The sequence below is a fragment of the Psychrobacter sp. T6-5 genome, assembly GCF_052258485.2.
In the GTDB taxonomy this organism is placed as follows: Bacteria; Pseudomonadota; Gammaproteobacteria; order Pseudomonadales; family Moraxellaceae; genus Psychrobacter.
Genome location: NZ_JBQQEY020000001.1, coordinates 887,650 through 912,786 on the forward strand (window position 1 = coordinate 887,650; position 25,137 = coordinate 912,786).

The following is a 25,137-nucleotide window of genomic DNA, read 5'->3' on the forward strand; positions in this document are numbered from 1 at the left end:
AAATATCCGACAAAGAAGGTATGTGCTTAAAATTATATTAAATAGACATCAAATATAAAAAATGTACGCACTATTCATTATTACTATTATTAAAAAAACAAAACTTATGTTTATAATATTTTATCTTTAAATGGTATAAAACTACTATTAGATCGTTTATTCAAGATATATAGCTACGGCTATTCATTTATAAAATTAGTCTTATAAAAACGATGTTTATCATTGTTTTCATTATCAGTGTTTATATTGAAATTTATAAAAACTACCTTTCATACCTTATATAAACCGTTTGTGCTATCCAATTCAATTATTGCTAACAGTCTATTAATGACATTGATATACTCTATTTAATTAAATAGTGTAGCTGATTTTAAGCGCCAAGGTTGCATGTAAAGAATCAGTTAACAATGAATTTAAATCTATCAGAGTTTGGCCATTCATGGCTGAAAAGAACAAAAACTATCTGGGTCGGCGTCTTATCAGTAAGGTGCTTACCTTGCTGTCAATACTGAGTATAAAGAATGAACTACGGTGACGTGTTTCGCAAAAGCGATTTGGGTAGAGCAGAAATAAAGTCTCAAAGTCTCGGTATATTGCCGCGAGAAGCGAGAACATTGCTGATTATGATTGATGGCAAGCGCACGTATCAAAGCTACCTTGATACGCTTGATAATAGCAAAATGTTTGCTGATTTTGGCGGTGTCGGGCCTTTATTTGAATTGCTTTTAGAGCTTGAGTGTATTGAGCTGATTGATGCCGCTAACGCTAGTTCGCAAACTCAAACAGCACCTCAGGTATCTACTGTAACCGAAGCATCTACTGTTTCTCAAGTGCCAGTCGCTGAGCAACCTCAATCTACAGACAACTCATTTGATGTCAGCACTGAGATAGAGTTCGATCGTACTTTTAATAGCAAACCGCCAAGCAAAATTGCAGAGGCTAGCAAAAAGTCTATCGGTAGTATGTTTAAGTCAAAAGTTGCTGGTGCTAACTATGGAACCATTAAATCTGACTTGGCGACCTATATTGAAAAAAATGCACCACCTGCAGAAGCTTGGGGCTATTTACTGAGTCTAGAGCAGTGTGAGGACAGCGCGCAATTATTATTACTGGCACAAGAAGTACAAAAGAGCAGTAACGCGAATCTAGCACGTGGTATGAGCGAATTTATCAAAAAGATTCAACAGTCACGTTAGTACGGCCATTGATGAGTGATTAGCAATACCTGCACCGCCTTTTTTTATAAATCTAGCAAATTAATTGGAAAAAATTATGGAATCAGTCGATCTTTCAGAGTCAAATAGTCTAAAAATGCGGCAGGGTGAGCATATCATTCTACGTTTGACTTACATCAGTCGTTATAACAACGACAACCTCAACGGTGAGGTGACTCGTATCCTTGAGCAAGCTCAGCAAAATAACGAGCGCAATGGCATCACTGGTGCCTTGGTATTTAACCATAACTATTTTTTACAAAGTATCGAAGGGGCAAGGCCGGTTATCAATGGCCTGCTTAGAAAACTTGTGCAAGATGAGCGTCATCATTCTCTGCAGGTGATAGAGTGCCGTGAAGTTGAGCAGCGTCACTGGAGTAAATGGTCAATGAAGTACTTGATTCCAAGTGAAGAGAACAAAGGACTGGCGTTAAAATTCTCGACAGGAAGTGAGTTCAATCCTTACTTAATGAGTACCAACCAAATCACGATGTTGATTGATACATTATCTGAGCTGCAAGAGCAACAAGCAAAGAGTGATGTGCAGACCATTCAGAAGAAGAAACCTTGGTACGATTTTAGCTAGTCTATCGATTCTGATAATCAGACCTGCACCCATGACACTTGTATGAGAGAAAAGCTATGAACTCAGTAACGACAGATGCACACATTTTAATCAGTATGACCTATGCCAGCCGCGCAAACCCAAATGTATCGGCCAAAGATTTCAATGAAATACTACAGCAAGCACAGATAAATAACGCTGCTAATGGTATCACTGGAATGCTAACGTTCAATAAAGATTATTTTTTGCAGACGATAGAAGGCCCAAGAGCGCAAATTAATCGATTGCTATACAGTCTCATTTCCGATGAGCGTCATCACGATCTACAGATTATTGAAACACGTGAGTTAAAGCACAGAGAGTGGTCAAAATGGTCGATGAACTATGCGTCTCCGACCGAAGAGAACGCTGCAATTTATTTGAAGTACTCTACGACTATTGGTTTTAACCCTTACCTGCTAAATGCTGAATCTGCCCATGGGTTAATGAATGAGCTGAGTACACAAAAAGGCTAAATAAAAGTAATCAGGGTTTAGACAAGCGTTCGCAAGTTCATATACTCTTGCTACAACGCTTAATTACACTATATTAATAAATCTGATTTATTAATATAGTGTATTAATGAATATTATTTTATTAAAAAATGAAAAAGTACTAATATTCAAGAAATACCGCATTCAAGAAACACTATAGAAAATAGAAATTTGTTGAGTTAAGTTTCAATAAGTAATTATTGTCGATAGATATTTTCTATATAAGGTATAATGAATGCTTGTGGTTACCAGCAATATTTTTATTATTCATGTTTATTAAAATAATTATGAATAATCTTTGATTAATTAAAAATCAAATGAACCCTTAAAAACTATTAATTTTTAATAATGAATGAGTCATCATTCAGGTATCTCAATAGGTACAATGTCTCTATTGAGGTGATATTTTTTATCCGACAGTTGGACTTACTATGAGTAAAAATAACGCAATTGATTTAGATAACTTAAACGTAGATGAACTACGTGCCATCACCGAAAATGCACAGCAGCTTATTGCCAAAAAACAGCATCAGCGTTTGTACGATGCTTATATGCAATTCGAACAAATTGCAGAAGACAGCAACGCTACGATTGAAGAGATCTTAAAAGCTGGTGAAAAACTAGAGAAAAAACGCAGTATTAAGTACCGCAATACCGATAACAAGGAAGAAACTTGGACGGGTCGTGGACGTAAACCAACGTGGTTGGTTGAAGCCCTAGCAGCAGGTCGTGATCTTGAGGATTTTGCTATCTAATTAGGCTATCCAATTAGGCTATTCAATTAAATAGTTTCGAGTTGTAACACAGTACGAGACGGAGCTTATCAGTCTTATGGATAATGGTTTATTTACAATCATTTAGTCATAAACGCTGAAGCTTTGCAAAATAAAAAGCCAGTATCTCTATTGCCAATATTTTGGTAAAAAGATACTGGCTTTTTTTCTGTCATCTATAGGTCATTGTTTGTTATGATAATGACGTTTTTGTCTTATATAAGAGTTGTGCAACCGTGGCCCAAGTATCTGAGTTGTCTCATAAGCGTCCCCGCAAGCTTTGGTGGCTGATCGGATTCGTATTGTTTGCCTTATTTGCTGTATTGCAAATGCCAGCAGCGTGGCTACTTCAAAAGTATGCACCCAATACGCCTTATGTGCAGCATGTGTCTGGCAATGTATGGCAGGGCTCTGCCATTTGGCAAATTCCTCTATCATCGACACCGCTCACAGGGATGGCCGAATGGTCATGGCAGCCATGGCAACTGCTCACAGGAAAGCTTGGTGCCGATGTGAATATCAACTCAGATCAAACGAGGTTAAACGGACAGGTAAAACTGGGTTTAAACTCATGGCAAGTCGATGATATGAGCGGAAAGATTGCCCCTGAGACTTTGGCAAGTGTGGTTGATTGGCAACTGCCTAATACACCCATTCAAGTCAATGGCGTTTCTTTAAAGCGTCAGTCTAGCGACAATGCATCATCGGAATCAGCTGAGAATGAGTCTGCTAAAAATGTGGCAGGATTTAGTGAGGCGGATGGTCAGTTGACTTGGGTTGGCGGTGAAGTCGGCTATCCCAGTGGTGGTAAGGTTTTTTATATTACTATGCCTGCATTGCGAGCTGAGCTGAGTACTGAGCAAAAAAATAATAAAAACCTGCTGCACATCAACCTATTGAATAATCAAGATAAGCGTTTGGGCGATCTGTATATAGACGGTGATAATATGCTAGATGTCAGTCTGACTCAGCGCCTATTAGAAAACATGCCTGAGTACAAAGGTCAAGCACCGCAGGATACACCAGTCGTTAGTGTGCGCCAGCCACTACTAGCTGGTTTGGGGGCGTCCTAAATGTCAAATATTGCTGCCAGCTTAAAGCCTGTCGTGAATACTCTCAATCGTTTTTCAGGGTGGTTGTTGCTATTGGCAATTGCTTGGCTGTGTTGGACAGCGGCGCGTCTTTTGTGGTTACTATTAGCAGCGCCTTTAGCACCTGCTTTGCCGCTAGCCCCTTTGCAAAACAATACAAAGTCTGCCAATGACTATAGTGGTTTATTCGCGATATTTGCTGATCCTGACCCTATTACGGCAGCAGTCCAGCCACCACCTAATGTTGAGCTTAAAGGCGTACTACTCGCCATACCGGAGAGTATGTCTTCAGCGTTGCTTAACATAAATGGTGAGGTAAAAAATTACCGAATTGGTGATGGACTAAAAGACAGCGACTATATTCTGGTCGCTGTTGACTGGAATTCGGTTATTATCGCGGATGCCAATGATAAAGAAACGGTGATTAGCATGCCAGATGCTATGCCGCTAGATCAAAGTGACATGCTGGCGGGTGGCGTCAGTAATCAGCGTTTGCCCGACAATAATATGTTACCGACTGCGTCTCAGACACTACAAGATACGCCGCCTGAACCGGCAGAGACGAATGGTGAAAGCAGTCCGCAAACGGCGATTGAAGAGGCGGTCACCGCGCTGCAAGAAAATCCTGCCAGTTATTTGAGTAGAATGGGGGTGATGGCCTCAGGTGAAAGCTATCAAGTCACCGCAGCGATGCCGTCAAAATTACGCAATCGACTCGGACTAGAGCCAGGCGACAAAGTGTTGACAGTAAACGGACAAAACGTGGGCAATAATCCTGCTCAAGATGCTGGCGTATTACAGCAAGTACAGCAAGCAGGCGAAGCACAAATCGAGGTTCAACGTGGTGAGCAAGTTATTACTATCCGTCAACAGTTCTAATAAGACGGACTTTTAGCAAAGATTGCTCGTTAAAAACTCAGTACATATGACGCAATATCACTGTAGGTAATTATCAATATGGTAAGTTTTCATCAATTTTCAGCCACACCTTTACACCGTATCCTGCCGCGTTTGATGCGCCTGTGTCGTCCTCTTTGCCTAGCGGTACCCTTATGGGCTGCTAGCATGGGCCTAGCGAATGCTGAGAGCTGGAAGGTAAACTTGCAAGATGCTGATATTAAAGCCTTTATTAATGAGGTAGCAACCATCACTGACCAAAACTTTGTCCTTGATCCTCGTATCAACGGCAATGTGACGGTCATCTCGAACAAAGCCTTGTCCCGTGATGAGATTTATCAGCTGTTTTTAAGTGTCATGCAGGTCAATGGGATTGCAGCGATAGAGTCAGGTACGACGATCAAACTGGTGCCAGATAATGTCGCTAAGCAGTCTGGTGTCGCCGTTGATTTGCGCGGCAATAGTGTCGGTGAGTCGCTCGCAACCCGAGTGATTTATTTGACGAATACTCAAGCGGCAGAAGTATTGGGCGTTATAAGACCTTTGATGCCGCAGTCTGCACATGCGGCCGCTGTGCCTGGTGTAAACGCGCTGGTACTATCAGATCGTGCGGATAGTCTGAACCAACTCACCGCACTTATCCGTGATTTGGACAGCAACGTCAATGACAGTCTGCAAGTGATACCACTACGCCACGTCGATGCCGAACGTATGATGGAGTTAATCAGTGCCTTGGTGGCAAGCGCTGGTAGCGGACAAGCACAAGGTGGTAATAATCAACTCAAAGTGATCGCTGATTCATCAAGTGATAGGCTGCTGGTCAAAGGCAGCCCTGAGATGATTGCCAAAGTTCAGGAGATGGTTAATCAACTAGATACCACACCGACAAGACGATTAAGTGGGTTACGTGTCTTTCGCTTAAAGTATGCCAGTGCTAGCCATATTGCCGATATGCTACGAGGTCTGCTGGCCAATCAATCGATTAATAGTGCTGGTGCCACCTCAACGTTAGAGTCCGCTTCTTTAAATGATGCCAGCACAGGGGCAACCATTAACAGTGCGGCGAGTGAGAGTATTGGCAGTAGCAGTAGTACATCAATTGTGCCTGCTAGCAATACAAGTGGAAGCGGTACAGGCGTTGGTGGCCGACCTTTTAGTATCATCGCTGACGAGACACAAAATGCCGTCATCGTCAACGCTGCGCCAGAGCTCATGTTTGAGATTGAAGATGCGGTCAACCAATTGGACAGTCGCCGCGCACAGGTATTGATTCAAGCCGCTATCGTCGAAGTTTCAGGTGATGATGCAACACAGCTAGGTGTTCAGTGGGCGCTAGGTAATGCCAATAGTGGTTATGGCGTCGTCAACTTCAATAACGTTGGAGCGAGTGCGACAACTTTAGCAGGTGCTGCATTGGCAGGTAGCGGTGTCGCGGGTGCAACAGCGCTTAGTCAGGCTGCCAGCTCTATCGTTGGTGCATTGGTTGGGATTGGCGATAGCCGAAAAGACAGTCAGGGTAATACGGAATTTTATGGGGCTATCTTGCAAGCGCTTGATAAATCTACCAGTGCCAATCTGTTGTCCATGCCGTCTATTTTGACATTGGATAATGAGAAAGCCAGTATTCTAGTTGGTCAAAACGTACCTTTTGTGACGGGTTCCTTTACCACCAGTGGCAACAACTCAAACAACCCTTTCCAGACCATTGATCGTCAAGATATTGGTATTAATTTGAACGTCATTCCTCATATTGGTGATAATGGCACCGTACGCTTGGAAGTCTCACAGGAAGTCTCTAGCATTGCACCCACTAGCAGCGGTGTAAACGGCTTGATTACCAATAAAAGTCTCATTAATACAACGATTTTAGCAGACGATCAGCAAACCATCGCCCTAGGCGGCTTGATGCGTGATAACAGCACCACCAGTCAACAAAAAGTCCCAGGGCTCGGCAATGTACCAGTGATTGGTAGATTATTCCGTTCTGATAACGACAATACCCAAAAGAGCAACTTGATCATATTTTTACAACCAACGATCTTGCGTGATGGCGGCGCGGTCGCCAGTGTGACCGAGCGTAAATTTAACCAGATGCGAGTGCTGCAATTGGTAATCGATAAAAACGGCACCATTAAACAGTTGCCCTTAAGCGGTACGGAAGGTTGGGATGGCAATGTCGATGCAGATTACGAATTGATGCCGCTTAACCCACTCATTCCTAAGCGCGATCAAACCCCGCGGTCAACCCCTCAAGGTTTCACCAAGGTAGATAGTCCTAACAGTGGTATGACGACGTATCCTCTCAATCGTTAAAGCAGTTACTAATCACCACTTTAAACGACCGATATCTTCAATCAGCACAAGCCAATGTACGATGTAATAAACAAAAGTTACATCGTACATTGGCTTGCGTATTCGTAACACAGATAAACATAGCCATAGCCATATTTTACGTATACTAAACATTAGTAGGATAATGTTATATATCTGCTTTTTACGTGCTAAGGTTTATGGTTAAATGATAGGTAGAGATCAACAATGGCAAACCATGAAAAGTTAAGAAAGTGGCTGGTCTTGAGTGCGGTTGCTACAGCATTATTGGTCATCCCTCGACGCAGTAGCCGAAAAGCCGATGAAATCACTGACGCTAATATAGCAAATTCGAAAAATAAGGGCAGTCACCACGGTAATGACGCCCAATAAAGAATCGTAACGCTTTATATTGAACGCCGCATAGATTGAATAAGCTGTTACTACAGCCATTTGTATAATATGATGATTGACAAAGTATTTTGCTAAAGACGTTATTTTTGGAGTGTATCAGTGTCTGTTCTTGAGTCATCGACTAAGGCAAAACAAGTATCAACCATTATGTATCCCCTTATCGATACACACACGCATTTCGACGCGCCAGTATTTGATAATGATCGAGAGCAGCAAGTTCAAAGCGCTTACCACGAAGGTATACGTCATCTCGTACTGGTTGGTTATCTGTCTCAGCATTTTGAGCGTATGTATGACACTAAGCAGTTGATTGATAAGTTATCAAAGCGTTTTGGCATAGACACTGATGAACATAACGAGTCTAATTTCTGTACCCATATTGCGTTAGGCTTACATCCTTTTTATATCGAGCAGCATACTGATGCTCATCTAATGAAATTAGCGCAAATGGTTGCTTACCGTCGACCATTAGCCATCGGTGAAATCGGCTTGGATACCTTTACTGATGCAATGAAAGAGCCTGACGTATTTGATAAACAAAAGCGGTTCTTTGAGGCGCAGCTAGATATCGCTGTGACCCACCAGTTGCCCGTAATGCTTCATATTCGTAAGGCGCATGCCGAAGCGTTCGCTATATTAAAAGCGCACGAATACGATGCTCACACATTGGGCGGTATTGCGCATAGTTTTAGTGGCGGTGAACAAGAGGCCAAAGCTTTTGTAAAACTAGGGTTCAAGCTGGGCGTTACAGGACAGGTGACCAATCCGAACGCCAAAAAACTGCGCCGCGCTATTCAGGCTGCTGTGGATACATATAGTATTGAGTGCTTGGTGGTTGAGACAGACTGTCCGGACATGACACCGATTATGTGTCAAAATTCAAATAGCCAGCATCCAGCCGTTGGACAAAGCCCAGACAATAAATGGGAGGCAACCCACACACATGATAGGAATGTTCCTGCTAATTTGCCTTGGGTATTGTCAAGTTTAAGTGAATTATTGGGTGTCTCACAGGATAAACTTGCTAAACAGTTATGGAAAAATAGCTGCGATGCCCTAAAGGTAAACTGGGCTTACCCAACACAATTATTAAACTTATAATTACAAGATGAAGCAAGCACAGTCAAAATATTTAAGAAGAGTATCTAAAAAGCCATGAATGAAACCAGACAAATTGAGCACCCAGCCGTAGAGCCAGCCACTGCCGAATATGATAATGTACAAGCTGGCGTAGATGAAAAGAATGAGCAGTATGACCGCCGTTTTCAAGGTACGCGCACGCTTTATGGTACATCAGCTGTCGATACGTTTGCAGCGTCGCATGTTTATATCATCGGGGTAGGTGGTGTTGGTTCTTGGGCAGCAGAAGCGTTGGCGCGAACGGCAGTAGGAACTATTACTTTAGTTGATTTGGACGTGTTGGTTGCTTCTAATGTCAATCGGCAGCTACCAGCGCTAGACAGTACTTTTGGTCAAAGCAAAATCGAAGCAATGGCGGCACGTATTCAAGAGATCAATCCTCAAGTCACCTTAAATCTCGTTGATGATTTCTTGACCGTCGAAAACGTCGCAGCGCTATTGCCGAGTCGCCATGAAGCGAAAGCAGCCGCTGATCAAGGTAGACCTACTGTGATTTTAGATTGCGTGGATGATATGAATGCCAAGCTGGCGATTGCCCTGCATTGCCGTTTTAATAAATTGAAGCTGGTCTGTGCAGGCGGTGCAGGTGGTAAGATAGATCCAAGTCAAATAAGAGTGAGCGACTTGCGTGATAGCTATCAAGATCCATTGCTTGCCAAATTGCGTAACAAGCTGCGTCATGAAAAAGGCATCAACAGCGCGCTAAAAGAGAAGTTCGGTATCAAATGTGTCTATTCTACCGAGCCACCAAATGTGGATAAGAGCTGCCAAGCAGGCGGGCTACAATGTGGTGGTTATGGGTCAGCAGTAGTCGTCACATCGGTGGTCGCAATGATTATGGTGAATGAAGCGTTACAATTATTGATAAAGCAGACGAGTCGCCAATCGAGCGTCTGATATTATTTAATGGAGTCTATCTTGTCTATATCTAACTCACCTAAAAGCAGCTACCCAGTAGCGGTAGATGAAGTAGAGCGTGTCAACAAGTTGAAAAAATATCAGGTACTCAATGAAGACGAGGAGCCTGCATTTGATCGACTCGTTGCACTCGTAAAGCTGTTTTTTGATGTGCCGGTGGTAACGATCACTTTTATGGATGAGGAAACGCAATATTTAAAACCAGCCTGCAAATTCAACAGTGAGACTGAGAGTGTATGTACCACAACACGTGAAGTAGCCTTTTGTAATTATACGGTTTTATCTAACGAAGTCTTTGTGGTGCCAGATGCATTGGAGGACAGTCGCTTTCGTCAGAATCCATTAGTTACTGGCTTGTCTCATTTGCGGTTTTATGCGGGTGCACCGATCATTTTGAATGAGGGCAATAAAAGTTACCGATTAGGTTCATTATGCCTGATGGATACCAAGCCCAACCATAGCTTTAGTGACCAACAAAAAGAGATATTGGCGCAGTTTGCGATGATGGCAGCAGATGCGTTGAAGCTACAGGATAAAGAACGTGATGCCAAACATGCCAATGAGATGAAATCTAACTTTTTGGCCAATATGAGTCACGAAATACGGACACCAATGAACGGTATCATTGGTATGGTAGAGATGCTAGGCGACACTGAGCTTAGTGCTGAACAACGAGAATATGTAGATAATATCAAAGTCTCTAATGAGCATTTGATGGTGATTATTAATGGGATTTTGGACTTATCAAAGGTTGAGTCTGGAAAAATGTATATTGATTCTATTCCACTCAATTTATCTACATTATGTAATGAGGTGGTCAGCCTATTTTCTATCAAGGCACGTCAACGAGGATTGACGCTAGATTACCATTATACCGAGTCATTATCACCTTATGTGAAAGGAGATCCAGTACGCCTCAAACAAATCATCGCAAATCTTGTCAATAACGCGATTAAGTTTACCCGTGAAGGCGGGAGAGTGAGTATTGATGTCAAGCATATGAATAATTGCTATCGCGAAAATATTGACAAAAATAGCATGAGGCAGGAGACGTTAGAACGTAAGGCGGATAAAAATATGACCTTATGTATCGAGGTCACAGATACAGGTGTCGGTATAAAAGCTGAGTCATTAGAGGCAATATTTGATGCTTATGATCAAGCCAATAAATTCACGCATCGCCTCTATGGTGGTACAGGTCTTGGGCTCTCCGTCTGCAAATCTCTTGTCGATCTGATGGGTGGGTATATTTGTGTCGATAGTACCGTAGGCGTTGGTACTACATTTCGAGTGTTATTGCCGCTACCGACTATTGATGAAGAGAAATACGAAACATGGCAAGACTCCCATGATCTCACAATGGCAGAGCCTAGTCACGAGCGTGCAGGTCATATCTTGTTGGTAGAAGATGATACCGTTAATGCCATTATTGCTAGAAAGGCACTGACCAATAGTGGTCATACCGTCACTCATGTGACTGATGGCCAGCAAGCGATTGAAGCTTTTGCTTTATTTCCCAAACGTTATGATGTCATCTTGATGGATCATCACATGCCGATTTTGGATGGCGTACAGGCTACTATTAAGCTGCATGAGCTTTATGACCCTCAAGACCTACCACCTATTATTGCTTTGACTGCCAATGCCATGGATGGAGAGCGCGAAAAGTACTTAAAAGTCGGTATGCAAGATTATTGCACCAAACCTTTTAAACAGGAGCAGCTAAATGCTTTGGTACAATATTGGTTGATACAAAAGCAATTAGAAGAAGAGTAGGTCACAGGTCATTATCATGATAACTGCCATGGCAATGACTATTAAATACTAGGCGCTACTAAACGTTAAAGGCGACTATGCGACAATAAATACAGCCGCTGTAAATACAAAAAAGCTTAACCGTTTATATAGCGGTTAAGCTTTTTTATTAGTGATCAGCACAACAATCTCAGCGATCAATCATGCTTATTACGCTATTAGTTTACACGAGTTTGGTAGTCACCCGTACGCGTATCAACACGGACGATTTCACCTTGCTGTACAAATAGCGGTACACGTACCACGGCACCAGTTTCTAGTTTAGCCGGTTTACCACCACCGCCTGAGGTGTCACCGCGTACACCAGGATCGGTTTCTGTGATTTGTAACTCAACGAAATTAGGCGGCGTTACTGATAAAGGCGCGCCATTGAATAAGGTAATGATACACAGTGCATTACTGTTCTCTTTTAGCCATTTAGGTGCATCGCCCATGGCGTTTTTGTCAGCTTGGATCTGCTCAAAGCTCTCAGGATGCATAAAATGCCAAAACTCGCCATCGTTGTATAGATAGTTCATTTCGGTATCCATCACATCAGCCGCTTCTAAGCTGTCGCCTGATTTGAATGTTTGCTCCAATACTTTACCACTACGAAGATTACGCAGCTTAACGCGGTTGAAGGCTTGACCTTTACCAGGCTTAACAAACTCGTTTTCAAGAATGGCACAAGGGTTGCCATCAAGCATGACTTTTAGACCAGCTTTAAATTCATTAGTAGAAAAACTTGCCACAAGAGACTCCTAGGGGTTGTAGATATGGTAGTAGATAGATATGAGGCTGACTGTACCAAAAGTTGCTGCCAAGCCAAGTGCTTACGTGTTAGCGGTATACTTTGATAGGGTAGACACTAAGGGCGTATAATATCCGATTTTGGGCACAGGTAGTAGGCTGTCATGATAAACCATTTAATCACACAAAAAAACTGGCAAACGCAATTATCGGAAGCCATTACCTCTGTTGATGAGCTGCTCAGTCTCCTAAAACTTGAATCATTGCGCGCAGACGTCTATGTGCCAAAGCATTTTGAGCTGCGTGTGCCGCGTGGCTTTGTAGCAAAAATGACCATCGGCGACCGTGATGATCCGCTATTAAAACAAGTACTGCCAGACCAACAAGAGCAAATCAATGTAACAGGTTATGTAGCGGACCCTTTAAGCGAAAATAGCCAAAACCCTGTCAAAGGTATGCTCCATAAGTACCAATCAAGAGTATTACTGACAATCACTGGGGCGTGCGCGATTCATTGCCGCTACTGTTTCCGTCAGCATTTTGACTATAGCGCCAATATGCCAACTGCTGATGCAAAAGAAAATATCATCAACTACATCAGCGCGCACCCTGAAATCAATGAAGTTATTTTGAGCGGCGGTGATCCCTTAAATGTGACCAATAGACGTTTATTTGCATGGTTAGATACTTTGGAATCTATTCCGCAGCTGACGACGATTCGACTGCATACCCGTCTACCGCTGGTTATTCCAGCCCGATTGGATGATGCACTATTAGACAGACTGTCTCAGAGTCGTTGCCGTATCGTGATGGTTATCCATTGTAATCATGCCAACGAGATTGATGCGCTCACAGCAGAATACCTGCAACGTGCTCGCGCAGCTGGCGTGACGCTGCTAAATCAAGCAGTACTATTAAAAGGTCTTAACGATAATATCGATGCTCAGACAGAATTAAGCCAGCGTTTGTTTGCTTGTGGCGTGCTACCGTATTATCTACATGTTTTAGATAAGGTGGCTGGTGCTGCGCATTTTGATAGCGACGAGCGGTCGTCAATTGAGCTCTACTGGTCGTTATTGGCAGCATTACCAGGATATCTGGTACCTAAGTTGGTCAGAGAACTGCCGAATAGACCATTTAAGGTGCCGATTGACATTTACAATCACGATTAATATAGGCAATATAGGGTTTCGCAAAAATTACTAAACAAAGGATGGTTTTTATTAGAACCATTAGCCAGTTGCTAATGGTTCTAATAATAGAGCGTTTGGGGTTATTGTGCTCATCTATCGATGGTCTCGCTAGAATGTTGTCGCATAGAGTGCGAATATAGCTACTGAATGGCATATAGCATTTGATTTTACGACTTTGACTGCTTTAATTCATATACTGTACGGATATGCCGCCATATAGCATTTAAAAATACACTATCTGGAATTACAGCGGCTAAGCATTGACGGTACCGCTTCCTTAAAAAGAGCAGTAGTACACATTCTTTTTTATCTAATATTGCTCTACTTTGTGTGGTTGCATACTTGCCTCTTGCAAACTTACTCAGAGTGACCAACAGTGAGTAGGAATACTGATGATAACTTTATCTATGTTTCAAGAAGCCCTTTCTTCCAAAGAGCCACTACCAACGCCAAATCAATCAGTGAACGGCCAAGAGCATCATTTGCTCAAGCTATTGACAACGCTATCTTCACAAACCCAAGAGCAGCAAGCTGAGCACTTAGAAAAAGTCCTCTCCGTATTATGCGAGTCCAATATAGATGAGCGGCAACGCCTTAAACTGATAACGGCCGTGAGCGATGTTTCAGATAGGTTGATTGCCACGTTACGGCAGCAGTATATTTATGAAACAAGCGCGCTGAGCGAGGTGCAGTTGGGTTATGTGGCTCAAGTAAAATCCTTGCATTATTTGATTATTTTGGCTTATGACAAGGTTGTACGTCGTCAAGAATTAATATCAAACAGTCAGCCAAAAAAAATTTCAAAGAAAGGTTTTCCACGCTATTTTAATACCAATAAAAAGCGCGCCAATACGCTTACTGTTGCCATTTATCAGTCGCTACTGAGGTACCACAAGCTATTGTGTGAAGAGGCACTTTGCTATCGCAAGCCATCAGATTATCTCTGGTCGAGAATTAATCAGCTGTATCATCTCGCCTATCAACAGCGTGTGTCTCATCTCGATTTGAATCGAGAAACAGTGACACCCTACACAAATAATATTCACCAGCTTTATTGCCAAATATGCTTGCACAGTTTACTGAATGTACGTGCCATGCGTCGTCCTAATATTCTATTGGTGCAACGTTTATTGCCTGAATGGTCTCAGTATATTGTCGCGACAATCGAACCAACGACGGAGACACGAGTGTTCGTGGATTTACAGAGTGATAAACCACCAACGTATTTAACGCCCAACTCTGAGATAAATCCCTATGAAGATCACCATGACTGCTTGTTTCTAGAGCTGACTCCTATGGTGCAGTATTTTAATTCACGTAGGCAGGTATCCATTGAGGGCAGTAATGTAGGGATAGGACACGGTCTGTTAAATACGATATCAATGACCATCAGTTATCGTTATCTACAGCCACAGCTCACGCTGCCTACTAAATATAGTGTCAAACACCGTGCGAGCTTAATCGCTGGTTTTAACAGTATCCACCACCATGTTGGTGATTCGAGCAGCTTTGCTAGCTTGATAGCAATAGACGAGCTATCCATAGACGAGCGCCCTCGTTATGACACGGTTAATGCAGAGCAAAGCAGTAACAGCGCGTTAGACATAGAAGTGTTTGACAGCCATGACAGTCTGTCAATATTTCGTACACTGCGATTGGTACCAACAGTAGATGTCTTGAATGAAGAGCATGTTGGAGAGGAAGCTCTTGACATGGATACGATAGATGGCGAGCTTGTTGCAACCACACCGCCATCATTACATATCATGAGTTTGTTCTTGGTCTGTCAACCTGATATGACAGAGCAGCCTGATCGGTCAATAGGGGTAGTGCGTTGGCGACATTTTGATACCAAAGACAAAGAGATTGAATGGCAATTGCTTGGTCATCAGATTGTGGCATGTGGATTGCGCTTGGAAGGGAGGGACCCACAGAACCATCATTTTGTGCCAGCGCTGATTCTTGGCAAGGATGAGGAGTTGCAAACCATGAGTTCGCTGATCGTACCTTCGTCTTACTTTCAGCCTGATGATAGAGTCATCATGCGTATCAACAGTAAACAGACCCATTTACGTTTGGGTCGTAGATTACTGATGACTGACGGGTTTAGTCAATACGAAATAGCTAAATAATGATTATTTATAAATTTATTGAAAGAAAGATAGGTTATACCTTATAAGAAAAAAGGCTGATGTTTTTTTGATAATGATATTAAACAAACAAGGTCATAAGTTAACCTGCAGTCAACCAAATTATTGTCTATAATGAGGGATATTGTTACTCTAATTTATAAGATACCTCGGGCGCTAGAATATATCATGCCAACTAAAACTCAGCCACTATCACAATACTCACTGAGCCTACTCTCTATAGTGTTTTCTAAGCTAGGTTAGTTTTTGGAAACAGTATAAGGTGTCAAAAATAAGAGATAAAGATACAACCATAAGATTAAAAGGCTACCTATGCGCATTCAGTCCACCTTAAATTTATTAGTGATTAACGATGATCAGCTCTATGCTGAACGTCTTGTACATCTACTGAGCGATTATTATGACAGCGTGAATTTAGGATTTTTGGATGATAAAGAAGAGCTATTAAAAGTACTGCGCCAGTCGTGGGATGTGCTGGTGTTCGGTAGTGCCTATGATATGAGCTTTACGGATGTGGTTGGCATCATTCAAGAGCAGAGCATTGATTTGCCGATGATTTATTTGATGAAGGATGAGGCAATATCGACCGCGTGTAATGATGAGGGGTTGCCTGCGGTGATGAGCGGAACCATGGTCAAAGCACTCAAGGCTGATCAAGAGATGGCTATCGTTATGGCTATCTGCTTACAGCATGACAGCTTACGTAGTCGCCGTGAGCTCAAGAAACTACGTCATGTCCTATCAGAAGCAGAGCAACGTGCTAATGTGCTGATTAAGAACTCAAAAAGTGCAGTTGCCTATATCGATGAAGGTATCCATATCTTTGCCAATGATCCTTATCTTCAATTGTTTGGCTTTCGATCAATGAATGATGCCATAGGTGTGCCTGTTGTTGATTTGATTTCAGGTGGCGATAGCGTCAAGGATTTCAAGCAATTTCTACGTCAGTTCGATAAAGGTAGCCGTGACGAAGTCGAGTTTAACTTTGAAAGCGTGCGCACGGATGGCAGTACTTTTGAGGCAAAATTACAATTGGCATCTGCGACTTTAGATGGCGAACCCGTTACTCAGATTATCATACAACAAAATGCCAGCAACAGCGCAGAGGTTGCCAAACGCTTGGCTGAAGCAGAGCGTAAAGATAACCTGACAGGTGTGAATAACCGCCGCGGCTTTGAGGAGCAAATGGCGATAGTGCACCAGCAAGCAACTCAAGGCGTACTGACAGCAGCATTGCTCTATGTACAGCTCGATAACATTGGAAAAATAAGAAGTAGCCTCGGTCTGCAAGGAGTAGATACGACTGTCAAACAGGTTGCCTATACACTAGATGAGCTGGTATCGGACGGACATGTCAGCCGCTTTAGTGATACCGCATTTATGATACTTGTCAAAGACAAAACTACCTCAGAGCTCGAAGAGTTGGCTGAGAACATCGGTTCGCGTATCAGTGAGATGCTCATTGAGGTAGATAAGCGTACGACGAGTACCACGGTGAGTATTGCGATCGTCAAAATCGAAAAAAATACCGCAGAGCCCGCTATAATAATAGAGCGTGCTATGGATGCTATTAGCCAGATCATGGTCGAAACCTCTAACCATGGTGGCACTTATCATCTATATGATCCAAGTGAGCATGCCAATAGTGATGATCATGCGCTTGCTGAGTCTCTGATTGATGCTATTACAAACAGTCGATTTGAGCTGTCATTTCAACCGATATATGATATCAATCAAGATCGTAGTGACTTTTTTGAAGTGTATCTGCGACTGCCATTGGCCGATGCCGATAACACGGTATTGACTCCTGATCAGTTTATGGCTGTTGCCAAGAAACATAAGTTACTTGAAAAAATAGATCGCTGGGTACTCATTAATGCTTGTAAAAAAGTAAATGATGTCCGTAAAGAGTATCCTGAAGCCAGACTATTGGTGCAGCTAACCAGTGCCTCATTGATTGATAAGAAATTGCCCAATGTTGCAAGCCAACTGATCAAGGCAGTAGGCGGCGCTGCTGGTGTGTTAACATTGCAATTTAACGAAAAAGACATCTCGGACCATTTAACTGTGGCAAAATCTCAGTTTTCGGCCCTTAATGAAGTCAACTGTCAAATGGGCATCAATAATTTTGGATCTTCTGCCAAATCTATCGAAATTGCCAATTTAGTGCAGCCGGACGTCGTGCGTTTGGCCCGTAACTATGTACAAGATATCCACTCAGCAGATAACTTAGACACGGTTAAGTCACTTATCACGCGTACCAATGAGGTAAATGTTGATGTGCTAATGCCGTATATTGAAGATGCAGCGACTATGTCAGTCGCATGGAGTGTGGGGGCGCGCTATCTGCAAGGATACTATTTAGAAGAGCCTAGCAAAACGCTAAAGATCGCCAGTTAACATATCGCGATGCTACAAAATCTTTATCGCTAATGCTCACCAACCAAAGATTGCCAAAATGTCTATTATTAATAAATATCAAATAAGCAGTCTTTTTGCCGCTGTTTTATTGCTCACTGCTTGTGAGCATACACCGCCTGATCATCGCGACCCTGTGACCTTGCCATTGTATACTGAAGGAGATGCAGTTAACGGCGCGTTGATCTATAAAGATGCCTGTGGTCAGTGCCATCAACGTAATGCTGGTCTCAATAAAAAGGGACCACAATTAATGAATATATACGGCGCACCAGCTGCTGAGCTAAAAGATTATACCTATAGCAAAGGGCTCACAGAGTCAGGATGGGTATGGGATGCCAAAACACTCGATCCCTATATCGCGGATGCACAAAAAGCCATGCCAGATTCAAAGATGCTATCAGACCCTATGCCAGATGCCAAAGAGCGCGCGGATGTTATTGCGTATTTATCAACCCTCCGCGCTGATGCGCCGATTGTCGTAGATGATGCGAACTGACCTTAATGGTTGATCGTTATGACCCAAAAAATGAGCCGATAATTTACTATGACCCATGCCCCTAACGATAGAGCACCATCACCCACATATCAAAAAATAACCAAAACGCTTAGTCAGTCCGCTCCTAGTGCCGTCGACTTACAACGCAATCAGCAGAAAATTGCACAATTGATGGCGCAATTGAACCAAATTGTATTGGATAAACCGCAAGCAGTTAAATTGGCACTCAGTGGCATACTGGCAGGTGGGCATTTATTGCTACAAGACTTACCCGGTATGGGTAAGACAACCCTAGCTCAAGGTTTGGCTCAGCTGTTAGGCCTGAGTTTTAGCCGAGTGCAGTTCACCAACGACATGCTCCCTGCCGATATCTTAGGGATGAGTATTTACGATCAAAGCAAATTGCGCTTTGAATTTCGTCCCGGTCCTATTTTTACTCAATTGCTACTCGCTGATGAAATCAATCGCTCCAGCCCCAAAACGCAAAGCGCGTTACTCGAAGCAATGGAAGAGCGACAAGTGACGCAAGATGGGCAGACTTATCCCTTGCCGCAGCCGTTTTTTGTTATTGCAACCCAAAACCCACTGCAACAAGCTGGCGTCTATCCGTTACCTGAATCACAGTTGGATAGATTCTTGCTGTGTCTGTCATTGGGCTATCCATCACCTATGGCAGAGCGTGAACTACTAAAAGGTCAAGATCGCCGTGAGCTATTAAAAGATTTAGATGCGGTGCTTGATACTGAGGCTGTGCTATTGGCACAACAAGGCGTAAAACAAGTTTATGTGGCGGACGTGGTATTAGATTATTTACAAAGACTCGTTGCAAAGACTCGAGCAAGCCAAGAGTATCACGGGTTATCACCACGTGGCGTGCTATCACTACAGCGTGCTGCACAGGCTTATGCTTATGTGTCAGGGCATATGGAGGTGACGCCTGAGGATATCCAAGCGGTCTTTGCCGCCGTGGCTGATCATCGTCTCGGTCAGCGTTTTGCACCTGCACAAGTAGTAGGTGGGCAAGCATCGCAGACCATCGCCCAACGCATCTTAGCAGACGTGCCTGTCATCGTTTAGCTGTCCATGTTGTAGTACGAGCAGGTTTGATAATACATGGCCATATCATTGAGCCCGTTAGTCTGAGGACGAGCGACTAGGGTCAATTACATGGTAAGAATAGGGTAGTCATGAGCTTTTTACCAAAAGCCTTAACCGCGTCAATCAGGTCAGCAATGAGTCGTTGGTTTGCCTCGCGCGCACCCAAAAATGATAGCGCGACGCTCAATCTACGCAACGTCTATATTTTTTTTAGTCGTGAGGGCATGCTATTTGCCGTGCTATTAGTGATTACTTTTATCGCGGGTATCAATTATGGTAATAACTTGGTACTTGGCTTGTGTTTTTATCTGGTCAGCGTTTGGTTGATTAGTTTTCATGTGACTTTTGCGCACATATCGGGTCTGCAAGTGCGTCTGCTAGAAGTGACTATGACAGAGGCAGGTACGCCCGTTTGGGTGACGCTGCAACTCAAAAGTGAAAGCCGTCAACCACGGCGACAGTTATTATTTGAGTTTGAGCAAGGAGCTGACAAGCAGGATAAAGCTGGCACGAATCGGCAAAGCTCCATACTCGTAACGAGTCTACAAAGTGAGCAAACTATTCGCTTACCTATTCAAACCTACAGTCGCGGCCATTTTGAGCTGCCACGACTAATAATCAAAACGGTTTATCCGTTAGGTATTATGCGTGCTTGGTCTTACGTCTACTTTTCGCGTAAGACTTGGGTATATCCCAAACCTGAAGTATTTGACTGGCAGGTACAGTATTCAGTTGCAAGCTCGGAGGATCTGCCAACTGGTGGGCAGTATCGACAAGGACAAGACGACTTTGAACGACTGGATAATTATGTCGAAGGGGAGTCGCTGGCTCGAGTCTCTTGGGGCCATGTAGCACGGGGCCAAGGTATGTTTACCAAGCACTTTGCAGATCCTGTTGGTCATGAGCAGACACTTGATTATGCAGATATGCCAGCTGCACATCACGAACAGAAGCTTGCGCAATTGGCTCATGGAGCGTTAACATTGGGTCAATTAGGCGTGCCCTTTCAAATGCGCTTACCCAATGATATGCCTGCTAGCGCAGCGGTGGGTGATGGTGAGACTTTTGCGCAAGCGTGCTTGCTAAGGCTGGCGAAAGCACCATGACTGAAATTAAGCAGTTTTCTGCAACCGATGCCACAAAAACGGCAAGCTTTGAGCAGTTAGCACTCGGTCAACGTATTCAAACACAAAGCAGTATTGCCGCGAATACTACTAATAATAAATGGTATCGACGACTACTGGCTCTACCAGCCTATTATTGGGTGCTAATTGCTCAAGTAGCAGTCGTGTTGCCGCATGCCGCTCATTTACCACTATGGTTAATCGGGTTTGCTGCGGTTAGTATCATTGCCCAACTACCGCGTCTCAAGAGTCGGCTAAAAAAAATATCGCATCTGAAGCGTGTCTATCAAAGTATGCAGATGCTGGGTTTTTTATTAGGCCTAGTAGGCCTGTGGCTGACTTACAACACAGCTTTTGGGCTAGATATGGGTGTGGCGTTTTTAGTGCTATGTCTTGCTAGTAAGCTTTGGGAGTTGTACAAGCGCCGTGATGCCTATGTGGTGTTGAATTTATCGCTATTTGTACTTGCGGCCTTATTTCTGATGGACCAAGGGTTGCTGACGACGTTAGAGGTGATATTAGGCGCAGTTATCGTCTTACTGGCGTTTATTGCGCTCAATGATGATAGTAATGCTCGCGGTGATGGGCGCCTGCGTACCTTGGGCGTATTGGGAGTTGGCGCGTTACCCTTGTTAGTCGTGCTGTTTCTATTTTTCCCAAGACTGCCACCGCTGTGGTCAGTACAACTATCAGGTCAGCAAGCGACCACAGGTGTCTCTGATAGCATGTCACCTGGTGATTTTGCCAATTTAGGCCAGTCAACTGAGCTAGCTTTTCGCGTAGAGTTTGGCGATGAGCGCCCACCGCAACAGCAGCTTTACTGGCGGGGACTCGTGTTTAGTGATTTTGACGGGGTCACATGGCGACCAAGCAATCAGGTAAGTCAATGGTCATCAAGGTCGCCAGCACCAACATGGTTTCAAAATGCCTTCGCTACCGTTCCTGAGCAAGTGCAAGCCGCACCTACTCGCTATCAAATTATCCTAGAACCTACTCAGCAAAACTGGCTATTCGGACTCGATTATCCTTTTTCTCAGCAGCCAGATATCAACGTTACCTCAAACTTTACGTTATCAAAAGATCAGCCAGTCACGCAGCAGCTGCGTTATGATGTAGTGCAGTTTGCGCCGATGCGTATTGACCCAATTCTGACAGATGTATCAAGGCGTGTGAATCTTGCGCTGCCTAATGAAGGCAACCCTCAAGCACGCGTGCTTGCTAAGCAGTTGTTTGCGCAATCAGGATCAGATCCCGTGCGCTACATGGCTGCTATCGAGCGCTGGATCAATCAAACAGAATTTCGCTATACGTTATCGCCGCCACGACTCAATGCCAACCGTATTGATGAGTTTTTGTTTCAGACCAAAGCAGGATTTTGTGAGCACTACTCTTCAAGCTTTACTTTTATGATGCGCGCAGCAGGTGTCCCAGCGCGAGTAGTAGCAGGCTATCAAGGGGGCGAGCCCAGTCGCAATGGCAACGTATGGGAAGTGCGGCAGATGGATGCGCATGCATGGACTGAGGTTTGGCTTGAAGGTCAAGGCTGGGTACGCGTCGATCCAACGTCATTTGTGGCGCCTGAGCGGGTTGAGCAAGGTATGAATGCGATGACCCAGCAGCAAGGCGCAGCCATGTTTGGCAGTGGTGCCAGCGCACAAATCAGCTATCAGCAGTATCAAATGCTGCAAACGCTACGTCGCTTATCTGACCAAGCCAGCTATTACTGGCAAAAAGATGTGGTTGGCTATGACCAAGACAAACAAGCAGATTCGCTCCTAAAGTGGTTCAACATCAGCTCCATCATGCAGCAAATCATCTGGTTAGCGGCCAGTGCTGTTATCATTATGGCTACCTTAGTATTCATCATTTGGCGCCACCGCCGCAAACGCTGGCACCCAGCAGATTTGCCACTTGCTCAGCTCTCAAAACGTATCGGTAAGCGTGATAAATTGCTGGCTCGAGAGGAGCATGAAGGGCAGTTAGCTTGGCTAGAACGCTTAGCATCTGCTATCGATAGTCGCCTAGATGACGGTACTCACCGTCATTCCAGTCATTTAACAGACAGTGAAAATACAATAGCGATTCAGACAAAGCTGATTGAAATTAGACAAAACTACCGTCAGTTACGCTATGGACGCTTGAGTAACTTGGATATTAGCCATAGTGAGTATCAAAAACTACTCAAGCAACTCAAAAAAAATGTGCGTGAGTTACTGTAACTTCTCAATTAGTTGATATTGGGGTTAGAGGCCTTAATTATTAAATGTCTGATAAACTGCATTGAAGACCAGTTCAAAAATATCAGTAAGCAAGAGAGATGTATATATGGCGGTATATGTAGATTTTGTGCAGATAAAATTCAAAGGCTATAGGTGGTGCCATATGCTTGCGGACAGTTTGCAAGAGCTGCATGATTTTGCAGCATTCATTGAGGTAGATCCGCGTTTATTCCACCGTAATGCCAGCTATCCACATTATGATATCACCGTACAGATGCGCGAAACAGCTATTGCACAAGGGGCAATTCCTGCAGACAGAAAAAAGATTATTGAATGCGCCAAAAAATTAAAAGTAGAGTTGCAGTCTGAAATATCACTATCTGATAGTTACTGATGCAGCTTATAGGCCACACAAAGAAAAAGGTGGGTGAAGCTTTTGCTCACCTGCCTTTTTCTTTGTTCAGATTATACTTTTCTTGTTTGGTATTATTTGGCAACTACCGCCGTGCTGACAGCGTTAAGTGCTTTTGAGATATTATCAATAACGGTATCGCAGCCTTTTATATTGTGGCGTGTCTTTAGATATTCAGGATTATTGTATGAGAGCCATACCCTTTTATCGGCATCTTCGCTAATGAGGATTTTTTGCGGTAAATCAATGGCGACAGTTTGCTCGCAATTCATCAAAGGCGTGCCCGCTTTGGGGTTGCCAAATATGATGACTTGTGTTGGTCGTAATGACAAGCCTGCACTCTGAGCATTTTTTTGATGATCGACGCGTGCAAACACTGTCATACCTTTACTTTCGATAATTGAGACCAGCTTATCTGCGGTATCTTGGACGGAATGATTGCTTTGCAAGGTTACTAGGCCTTTTTCAGCATTGATTGACTGGGTTTTTTCTGTCATTGAACCAGTAGTATCGGCTTTATTCAAAAACGTATCGACACTGGCACAAGATGAAACGGCCAATGCTAGAGCGGCAATAGAGACAGTTTTAATCATGGTGATATCCTTTAGCGGTCCGTAGTAGGTGGCAATACCGAATACTTATTGTGCGTCATCAGACCGGTGATGGCAACACGTCTGAATAGATCGCTAAACCAGATGCTCAGCCAGATAATCAACCAGTAGTCGGATTTTTGGGGATAAGTGACGGTTGTGTGGGTAGATGGCCCAGATGCTTTCTTCAGGCTCTCTATAGTCATCAAGTAAGCTCACCAACGCGCCAGATGCCAGATATTTTTGTACATAGTAATCAGGCAACTGTACGATACCAAGCCCTTTTAGCGCCGCATCAACCAGACTATAGCCGCTGTTATATTGTATGGAACCAGAGACGCGCAGGTTTTTTTCTGTGCCTTTTTCGACAAAATGCCAATAGTCGCGTGTCCCTAGTAAGCAGTTGTGCTGGCTGAGATCGTCAAGCGTGCGCGGCATACCATATTGATGCAGATAAGCAGGTGTCGCACAAACAAAATTGGTGCGCAGGCTAAGCTTTTTTGCCATCATCGTGGAGTCGCGCAACTTGCCAATACGAATGGCCAAATCATAGCCGCCCTCGACCAAATCAATCTGTTGATTGCTCAGAAAAGCGGTCACTTCGATATCGCGATACTGCATCATAAAATCATTGATCAGCGGCAGTAGTTGCTGCTCGCCATAAGTCACAGGCGCGGTCAGTTTAATTCTACCTTGAGGCTTTGATTGCAAATTGCTCACCGCTTGCTCAGCCGCGTCCAAACCATCGAGCACACTGCGGCAATGCTGATAAAACACGCGGCCCTCTTCAGTGAGTGAGACTTTGCGCGTGGTACGATATAGCAGCTTTATATTCAGTCGCTCCTCTAATGCGCTGATCTGGCGGCTGACTTGCGCAGTCGAGATGCCAAGCGTTTTTGCAGCGCGCGTAAAGCTCTCATACTCTGCCACACAGACAAACTCACTAATCCCTTCCCAGCGCATGATTATTACCAATATGTAAAAGATATTTGCAAATATAGCATATTGTTATCCGCTCAGAAATAAATATAATGG

22 protein-coding genes are annotated in these 25,137 nt (G+C 43.6%); 19 read left to right on the forward strand and 3 right to left on the reverse strand.

Annotated features, from left to right (window positions below):
- Positions 1-521 precede the first annotated feature (521 nt).
- The 11 genes from ACTXGK_RS18475 to ACTXGK_RS18525 all read left to right on the forward strand — a co-directional run bounded on the left by ACTXGK_RS18475 (position 522) and on the right by ACTXGK_RS18525 (position 11,631).
- Entirely contained in the window at positions 522-1,196 is a 675-nt protein-coding gene (locus ACTXGK_RS18475) for a hypothetical protein (RefSeq protein ID WP_443515714.1), read from the forward strand.
- Between the two features lie 76 nt (positions 1,197-1,272).
- Positions 1,273-1,800, forward strand: coding sequence for a BLUF domain-containing protein (locus ACTXGK_RS18480; RefSeq protein ID WP_371531890.1), 528 nt, complete (start codon positions 1,273-1,275; stop codon positions 1,798-1,800).
- 56 nt (positions 1,801-1,856) lie between these two features.
- Complete coding sequence (locus ACTXGK_RS18485; protein ID WP_443515712.1) at positions 1,857-2,294, forward strand: BLUF domain-containing protein; 438 nt, start codon at positions 1,857-1,859, stop codon at positions 2,292-2,294.
- 449 nt (positions 2,295-2,743) lie between these two features.
- Positions 2,744-3,067, forward strand: coding sequence for an H-NS histone family protein (locus tag ACTXGK_RS18490; RefSeq protein ID WP_201602568.1), 324 nt, complete (start codon positions 2,744-2,746; stop codon positions 3,065-3,067).
- Positions 3,068-3,321: 254 nt separating this feature from the next.
- A complete protein-coding gene (gene gspN, locus ACTXGK_RS18495) occupies positions 3,322-4,158 on the forward strand; it encodes a type II secretion system protein N (protein WP_443515710.1) in 837 nt (278 codons plus the stop codon).
- Entirely contained in the window at positions 4,159-5,055 is an 897-nt protein-coding gene (locus ACTXGK_RS18500; protein ID WP_443515708.1) for a type II secretion system protein N, read from the forward strand.
- Between the two features lie 78 nt (positions 5,056-5,133).
- Positions 5,134-7,386, forward strand: a complete 2,253-nt coding sequence (gene gspD / locus ACTXGK_RS18505) for a type II secretion system secretin GspD (protein ID WP_443515707.1) — start codon at positions 5,134-5,136, stop codon at positions 7,384-7,386.
- Positions 7,387-7,611: 225 nt separating this feature from the next.
- Entirely contained in the window at positions 7,612-7,776 is a 165-nt protein-coding gene (locus ACTXGK_RS18510; RefSeq protein ID WP_443515705.1) for a hypothetical protein, read from the forward strand.
- Positions 7,777-7,944: 168 nt separating this feature from the next.
- A complete protein-coding gene (locus ACTXGK_RS18515) occupies positions 7,945-8,898 on the forward strand; it encodes a TatD family hydrolase (protein ID WP_443516026.1) in 954 nt (317 codons plus the stop codon).
- A gap of 54 nt (positions 8,899-8,952) precedes the next feature.
- Positions 8,953-9,834: a tRNA threonylcarbamoyladenosine dehydratase gene (locus tag ACTXGK_RS18520; protein ID WP_443515704.1), complete on the forward strand. Its 882-nt coding sequence runs from the start codon at positions 8,953-8,955 to the stop codon at positions 9,832-9,834.
- A gap of 21 nt (positions 9,835-9,855) precedes the next feature.
- Positions 9,856-11,631, forward strand: a complete 1,776-nt coding sequence (locus tag ACTXGK_RS18525) for a GAF domain-containing hybrid sensor histidine kinase/response regulator (protein ID WP_443515702.1) — start codon at positions 9,856-9,858, stop codon at positions 11,629-11,631.
- 197 nt (positions 11,632-11,828) lie between these two features.
- Here the strand turns inward: ACTXGK_RS18525 and efp are convergent, their stop codons facing one another.
- Positions 11,829-12,401: an elongation factor P gene (gene efp / locus ACTXGK_RS18530; protein WP_443515700.1), complete on the reverse strand. Its 573-nt coding sequence runs from the start codon at positions 12,399-12,401 to the stop codon at positions 11,829-11,831.
- A 162-nt stretch (positions 12,402-12,563) separates the two neighbouring features.
- Between efp and epmB the strand changes: the two genes are divergently transcribed.
- The 8 genes from epmB to ACTXGK_RS18570 all read left to right on the forward strand — a co-directional run bounded on the left by epmB (position 12,564) and on the right by ACTXGK_RS18570 (position 23,494).
- Positions 12,564-13,571, forward strand: a complete 1,008-nt coding sequence (epmB, locus tag ACTXGK_RS18535) for an EF-P beta-lysylation protein EpmB (RefSeq protein ID WP_443515699.1) — start codon at positions 12,564-12,566, stop codon at positions 13,569-13,571.
- 413 nt (positions 13,572-13,984) lie between these two features.
- Complete coding sequence (locus tag ACTXGK_RS18540; protein ID WP_443515698.1) at positions 13,985-15,724, forward strand: cyclic-di-GMP receptor FimW-related protein; 1,740 nt, start codon at positions 13,985-13,987, stop codon at positions 15,722-15,724.
- 330 nt (positions 15,725-16,054) lie between these two features.
- Positions 16,055-18,142 (forward strand): EAL domain-containing protein, encoded by a 2,088-nt coding sequence (locus tag ACTXGK_RS18545; protein WP_443515696.1) that lies wholly within the window; start codon positions 16,055-16,057, stop codon positions 18,140-18,142.
- 58 nt (positions 18,143-18,200) lie between these two features.
- On the forward strand, positions 18,201-18,659 hold the full coding sequence (locus ACTXGK_RS18550; RefSeq protein WP_394213645.1) for a c-type cytochrome: 459 nt from the start codon (positions 18,201-18,203) through the stop codon (positions 18,657-18,659).
- A gap of 48 nt (positions 18,660-18,707) precedes the next feature.
- Positions 18,708-19,736 carry an AAA family ATPase gene (locus ACTXGK_RS18555; RefSeq protein WP_443515694.1) on the forward strand — a complete coding sequence of 343 codons (1,029 nt, stop codon included), beginning with the start codon at positions 18,708-18,710 and terminating at the stop codon, positions 19,734-19,736.
- Between the two features lie 155 nt (positions 19,737-19,891).
- Positions 19,892-20,863: a hypothetical protein gene (locus tag ACTXGK_RS18560; protein ID WP_443515692.1), complete on the forward strand. Its 972-nt coding sequence runs from the start codon at positions 19,892-19,894 to the stop codon at positions 20,861-20,863.
- Complete coding sequence (locus tag ACTXGK_RS18565; RefSeq protein WP_443515690.1) at positions 20,860-23,100, forward strand: transglutaminase TgpA family protein; 2,241 nt, start codon at positions 20,860-20,862, stop codon at positions 23,098-23,100. Before ACTXGK_RS18560 ends, ACTXGK_RS18565 begins: the two co-directional genes overlap by 4 nt.
- A gap of 106 nt (positions 23,101-23,206) precedes the next feature.
- A complete protein-coding gene (locus ACTXGK_RS18570) occupies positions 23,207-23,494 on the forward strand; it encodes a DUF4031 domain-containing protein (protein WP_443515688.1) in 288 nt (95 codons plus the stop codon).
- 92 nt (positions 23,495-23,586) lie between these two features.
- Here the strand turns inward: ACTXGK_RS18570 and ACTXGK_RS18575 are convergent, their stop codons facing one another.
- Both ACTXGK_RS18575 and ACTXGK_RS18580 read right to left on the reverse strand, forming a co-directional pair.
- Positions 23,587-24,105 (reverse strand): DUF302 domain-containing protein, encoded by a 519-nt coding sequence (locus tag ACTXGK_RS18575; protein WP_443515686.1) that lies wholly within the window; start codon positions 24,103-24,105, stop codon positions 23,587-23,589.
- A gap of 93 nt (positions 24,106-24,198) precedes the next feature.
- Positions 24,199-25,065 carry a LysR family transcriptional regulator gene (locus ACTXGK_RS18580; protein WP_443515684.1) on the reverse strand — a complete coding sequence of 289 codons (867 nt, stop codon included), beginning with the start codon at positions 25,063-25,065 and terminating at the stop codon, positions 24,199-24,201.
- Between the last annotated feature and the right edge of the window lie 72 nt (positions 25,066-25,137).

Excerpts from the sequence above, each read along its gene's own strand:
- ACTXGK_RS18565 (WP_443515690.1), top strand. The coding sequence starts at position 20,860 with ATGACTGAAATTAAGCAGTTTTCTGCAACCGATGCCACAAAAACGGCA.
- ACTXGK_RS18560 (WP_443515692.1), top strand. The coding sequence starts at position 19,892 with ATGAGTCGTTGGTTTGCCTCGCGCGCACCCAAAAATGATAGCGCGACG.
- epmB (WP_443515699.1), top strand. The coding sequence starts at position 12,564 with ATGATAAACCATTTAATCACACAAAAAAACTGGCAAACGCAATTATCG.
- ACTXGK_RS18545 (WP_443515696.1), top strand. The coding sequence starts at position 16,055 with ATGCGCATTCAGTCCACCTTAAATTTATTAGTGATTAACGATGATCAG.
- ACTXGK_RS18575 (WP_443515686.1), bottom strand. The coding sequence starts at position 24,105 with ATGATTAAAACTGTCTCTATTGCCGCTCTAGCATTGGCCGTTTCATCT.
- ACTXGK_RS18540 (WP_443515698.1), top strand. The coding sequence starts at position 13,985 with ATGATAACTTTATCTATGTTTCAAGAAGCCCTTTCTTCCAAAGAGCCA.
- ACTXGK_RS18510 (WP_443515705.1), top strand. The coding sequence starts at position 7,612 with ATGGCAAACCATGAAAAGTTAAGAAAGTGGCTGGTCTTGAGTGCGGTT.
- ACTXGK_RS18555 (WP_443515694.1), top strand. The coding sequence starts at position 18,708 with ATGACCCATGCCCCTAACGATAGAGCACCATCACCCACATATCAAAAA.
- ACTXGK_RS18515 (WP_443516026.1), top strand. The coding sequence starts at position 7,945 with ATGTATCCCCTTATCGATACACACACGCATTTCGACGCGCCAGTATTT.
- ACTXGK_RS18500 (WP_443515708.1), top strand. The coding sequence starts at position 4,159 with ATGTCAAATATTGCTGCCAGCTTAAAGCCTGTCGTGAATACTCTCAAT.
- ACTXGK_RS18485 (WP_443515712.1), top strand. The coding sequence starts at position 1,857 with ATGAACTCAGTAACGACAGATGCACACATTTTAATCAGTATGACCTAT.
- ACTXGK_RS18475 (WP_443515714.1), top strand. The coding sequence starts at position 522 with ATGAACTACGGTGACGTGTTTCGCAAAAGCGATTTGGGTAGAGCAGAA.
- ACTXGK_RS18580 (WP_443515684.1), bottom strand. The coding sequence starts at position 25,065 with ATGCGCTGGGAAGGGATTAGTGAGTTTGTCTGTGTGGCAGAGTATGAG.
- ACTXGK_RS18570 (WP_443515688.1), top strand. The coding sequence starts at position 23,207 with ATGGCGGTATATGTAGATTTTGTGCAGATAAAATTCAAAGGCTATAGG.
- ACTXGK_RS18490 (WP_201602568.1), top strand. The coding sequence starts at position 2,744 with ATGAGTAAAAATAACGCAATTGATTTAGATAACTTAAACGTAGATGAA.
- ACTXGK_RS18520 (WP_443515704.1), top strand. The coding sequence starts at position 8,953 with ATGAATGAAACCAGACAAATTGAGCACCCAGCCGTAGAGCCAGCCACT.
- ACTXGK_RS18550 (WP_394213645.1), top strand. The coding sequence starts at position 18,201 with ATGTCTATTATTAATAAATATCAAATAAGCAGTCTTTTTGCCGCTGTT.
- gspD (WP_443515707.1), top strand. The coding sequence starts at position 5,134 with ATGGTAAGTTTTCATCAATTTTCAGCCACACCTTTACACCGTATCCTG.
- ACTXGK_RS18480 (WP_371531890.1), top strand. The coding sequence starts at position 1,273 with ATGGAATCAGTCGATCTTTCAGAGTCAAATAGTCTAAAAATGCGGCAG.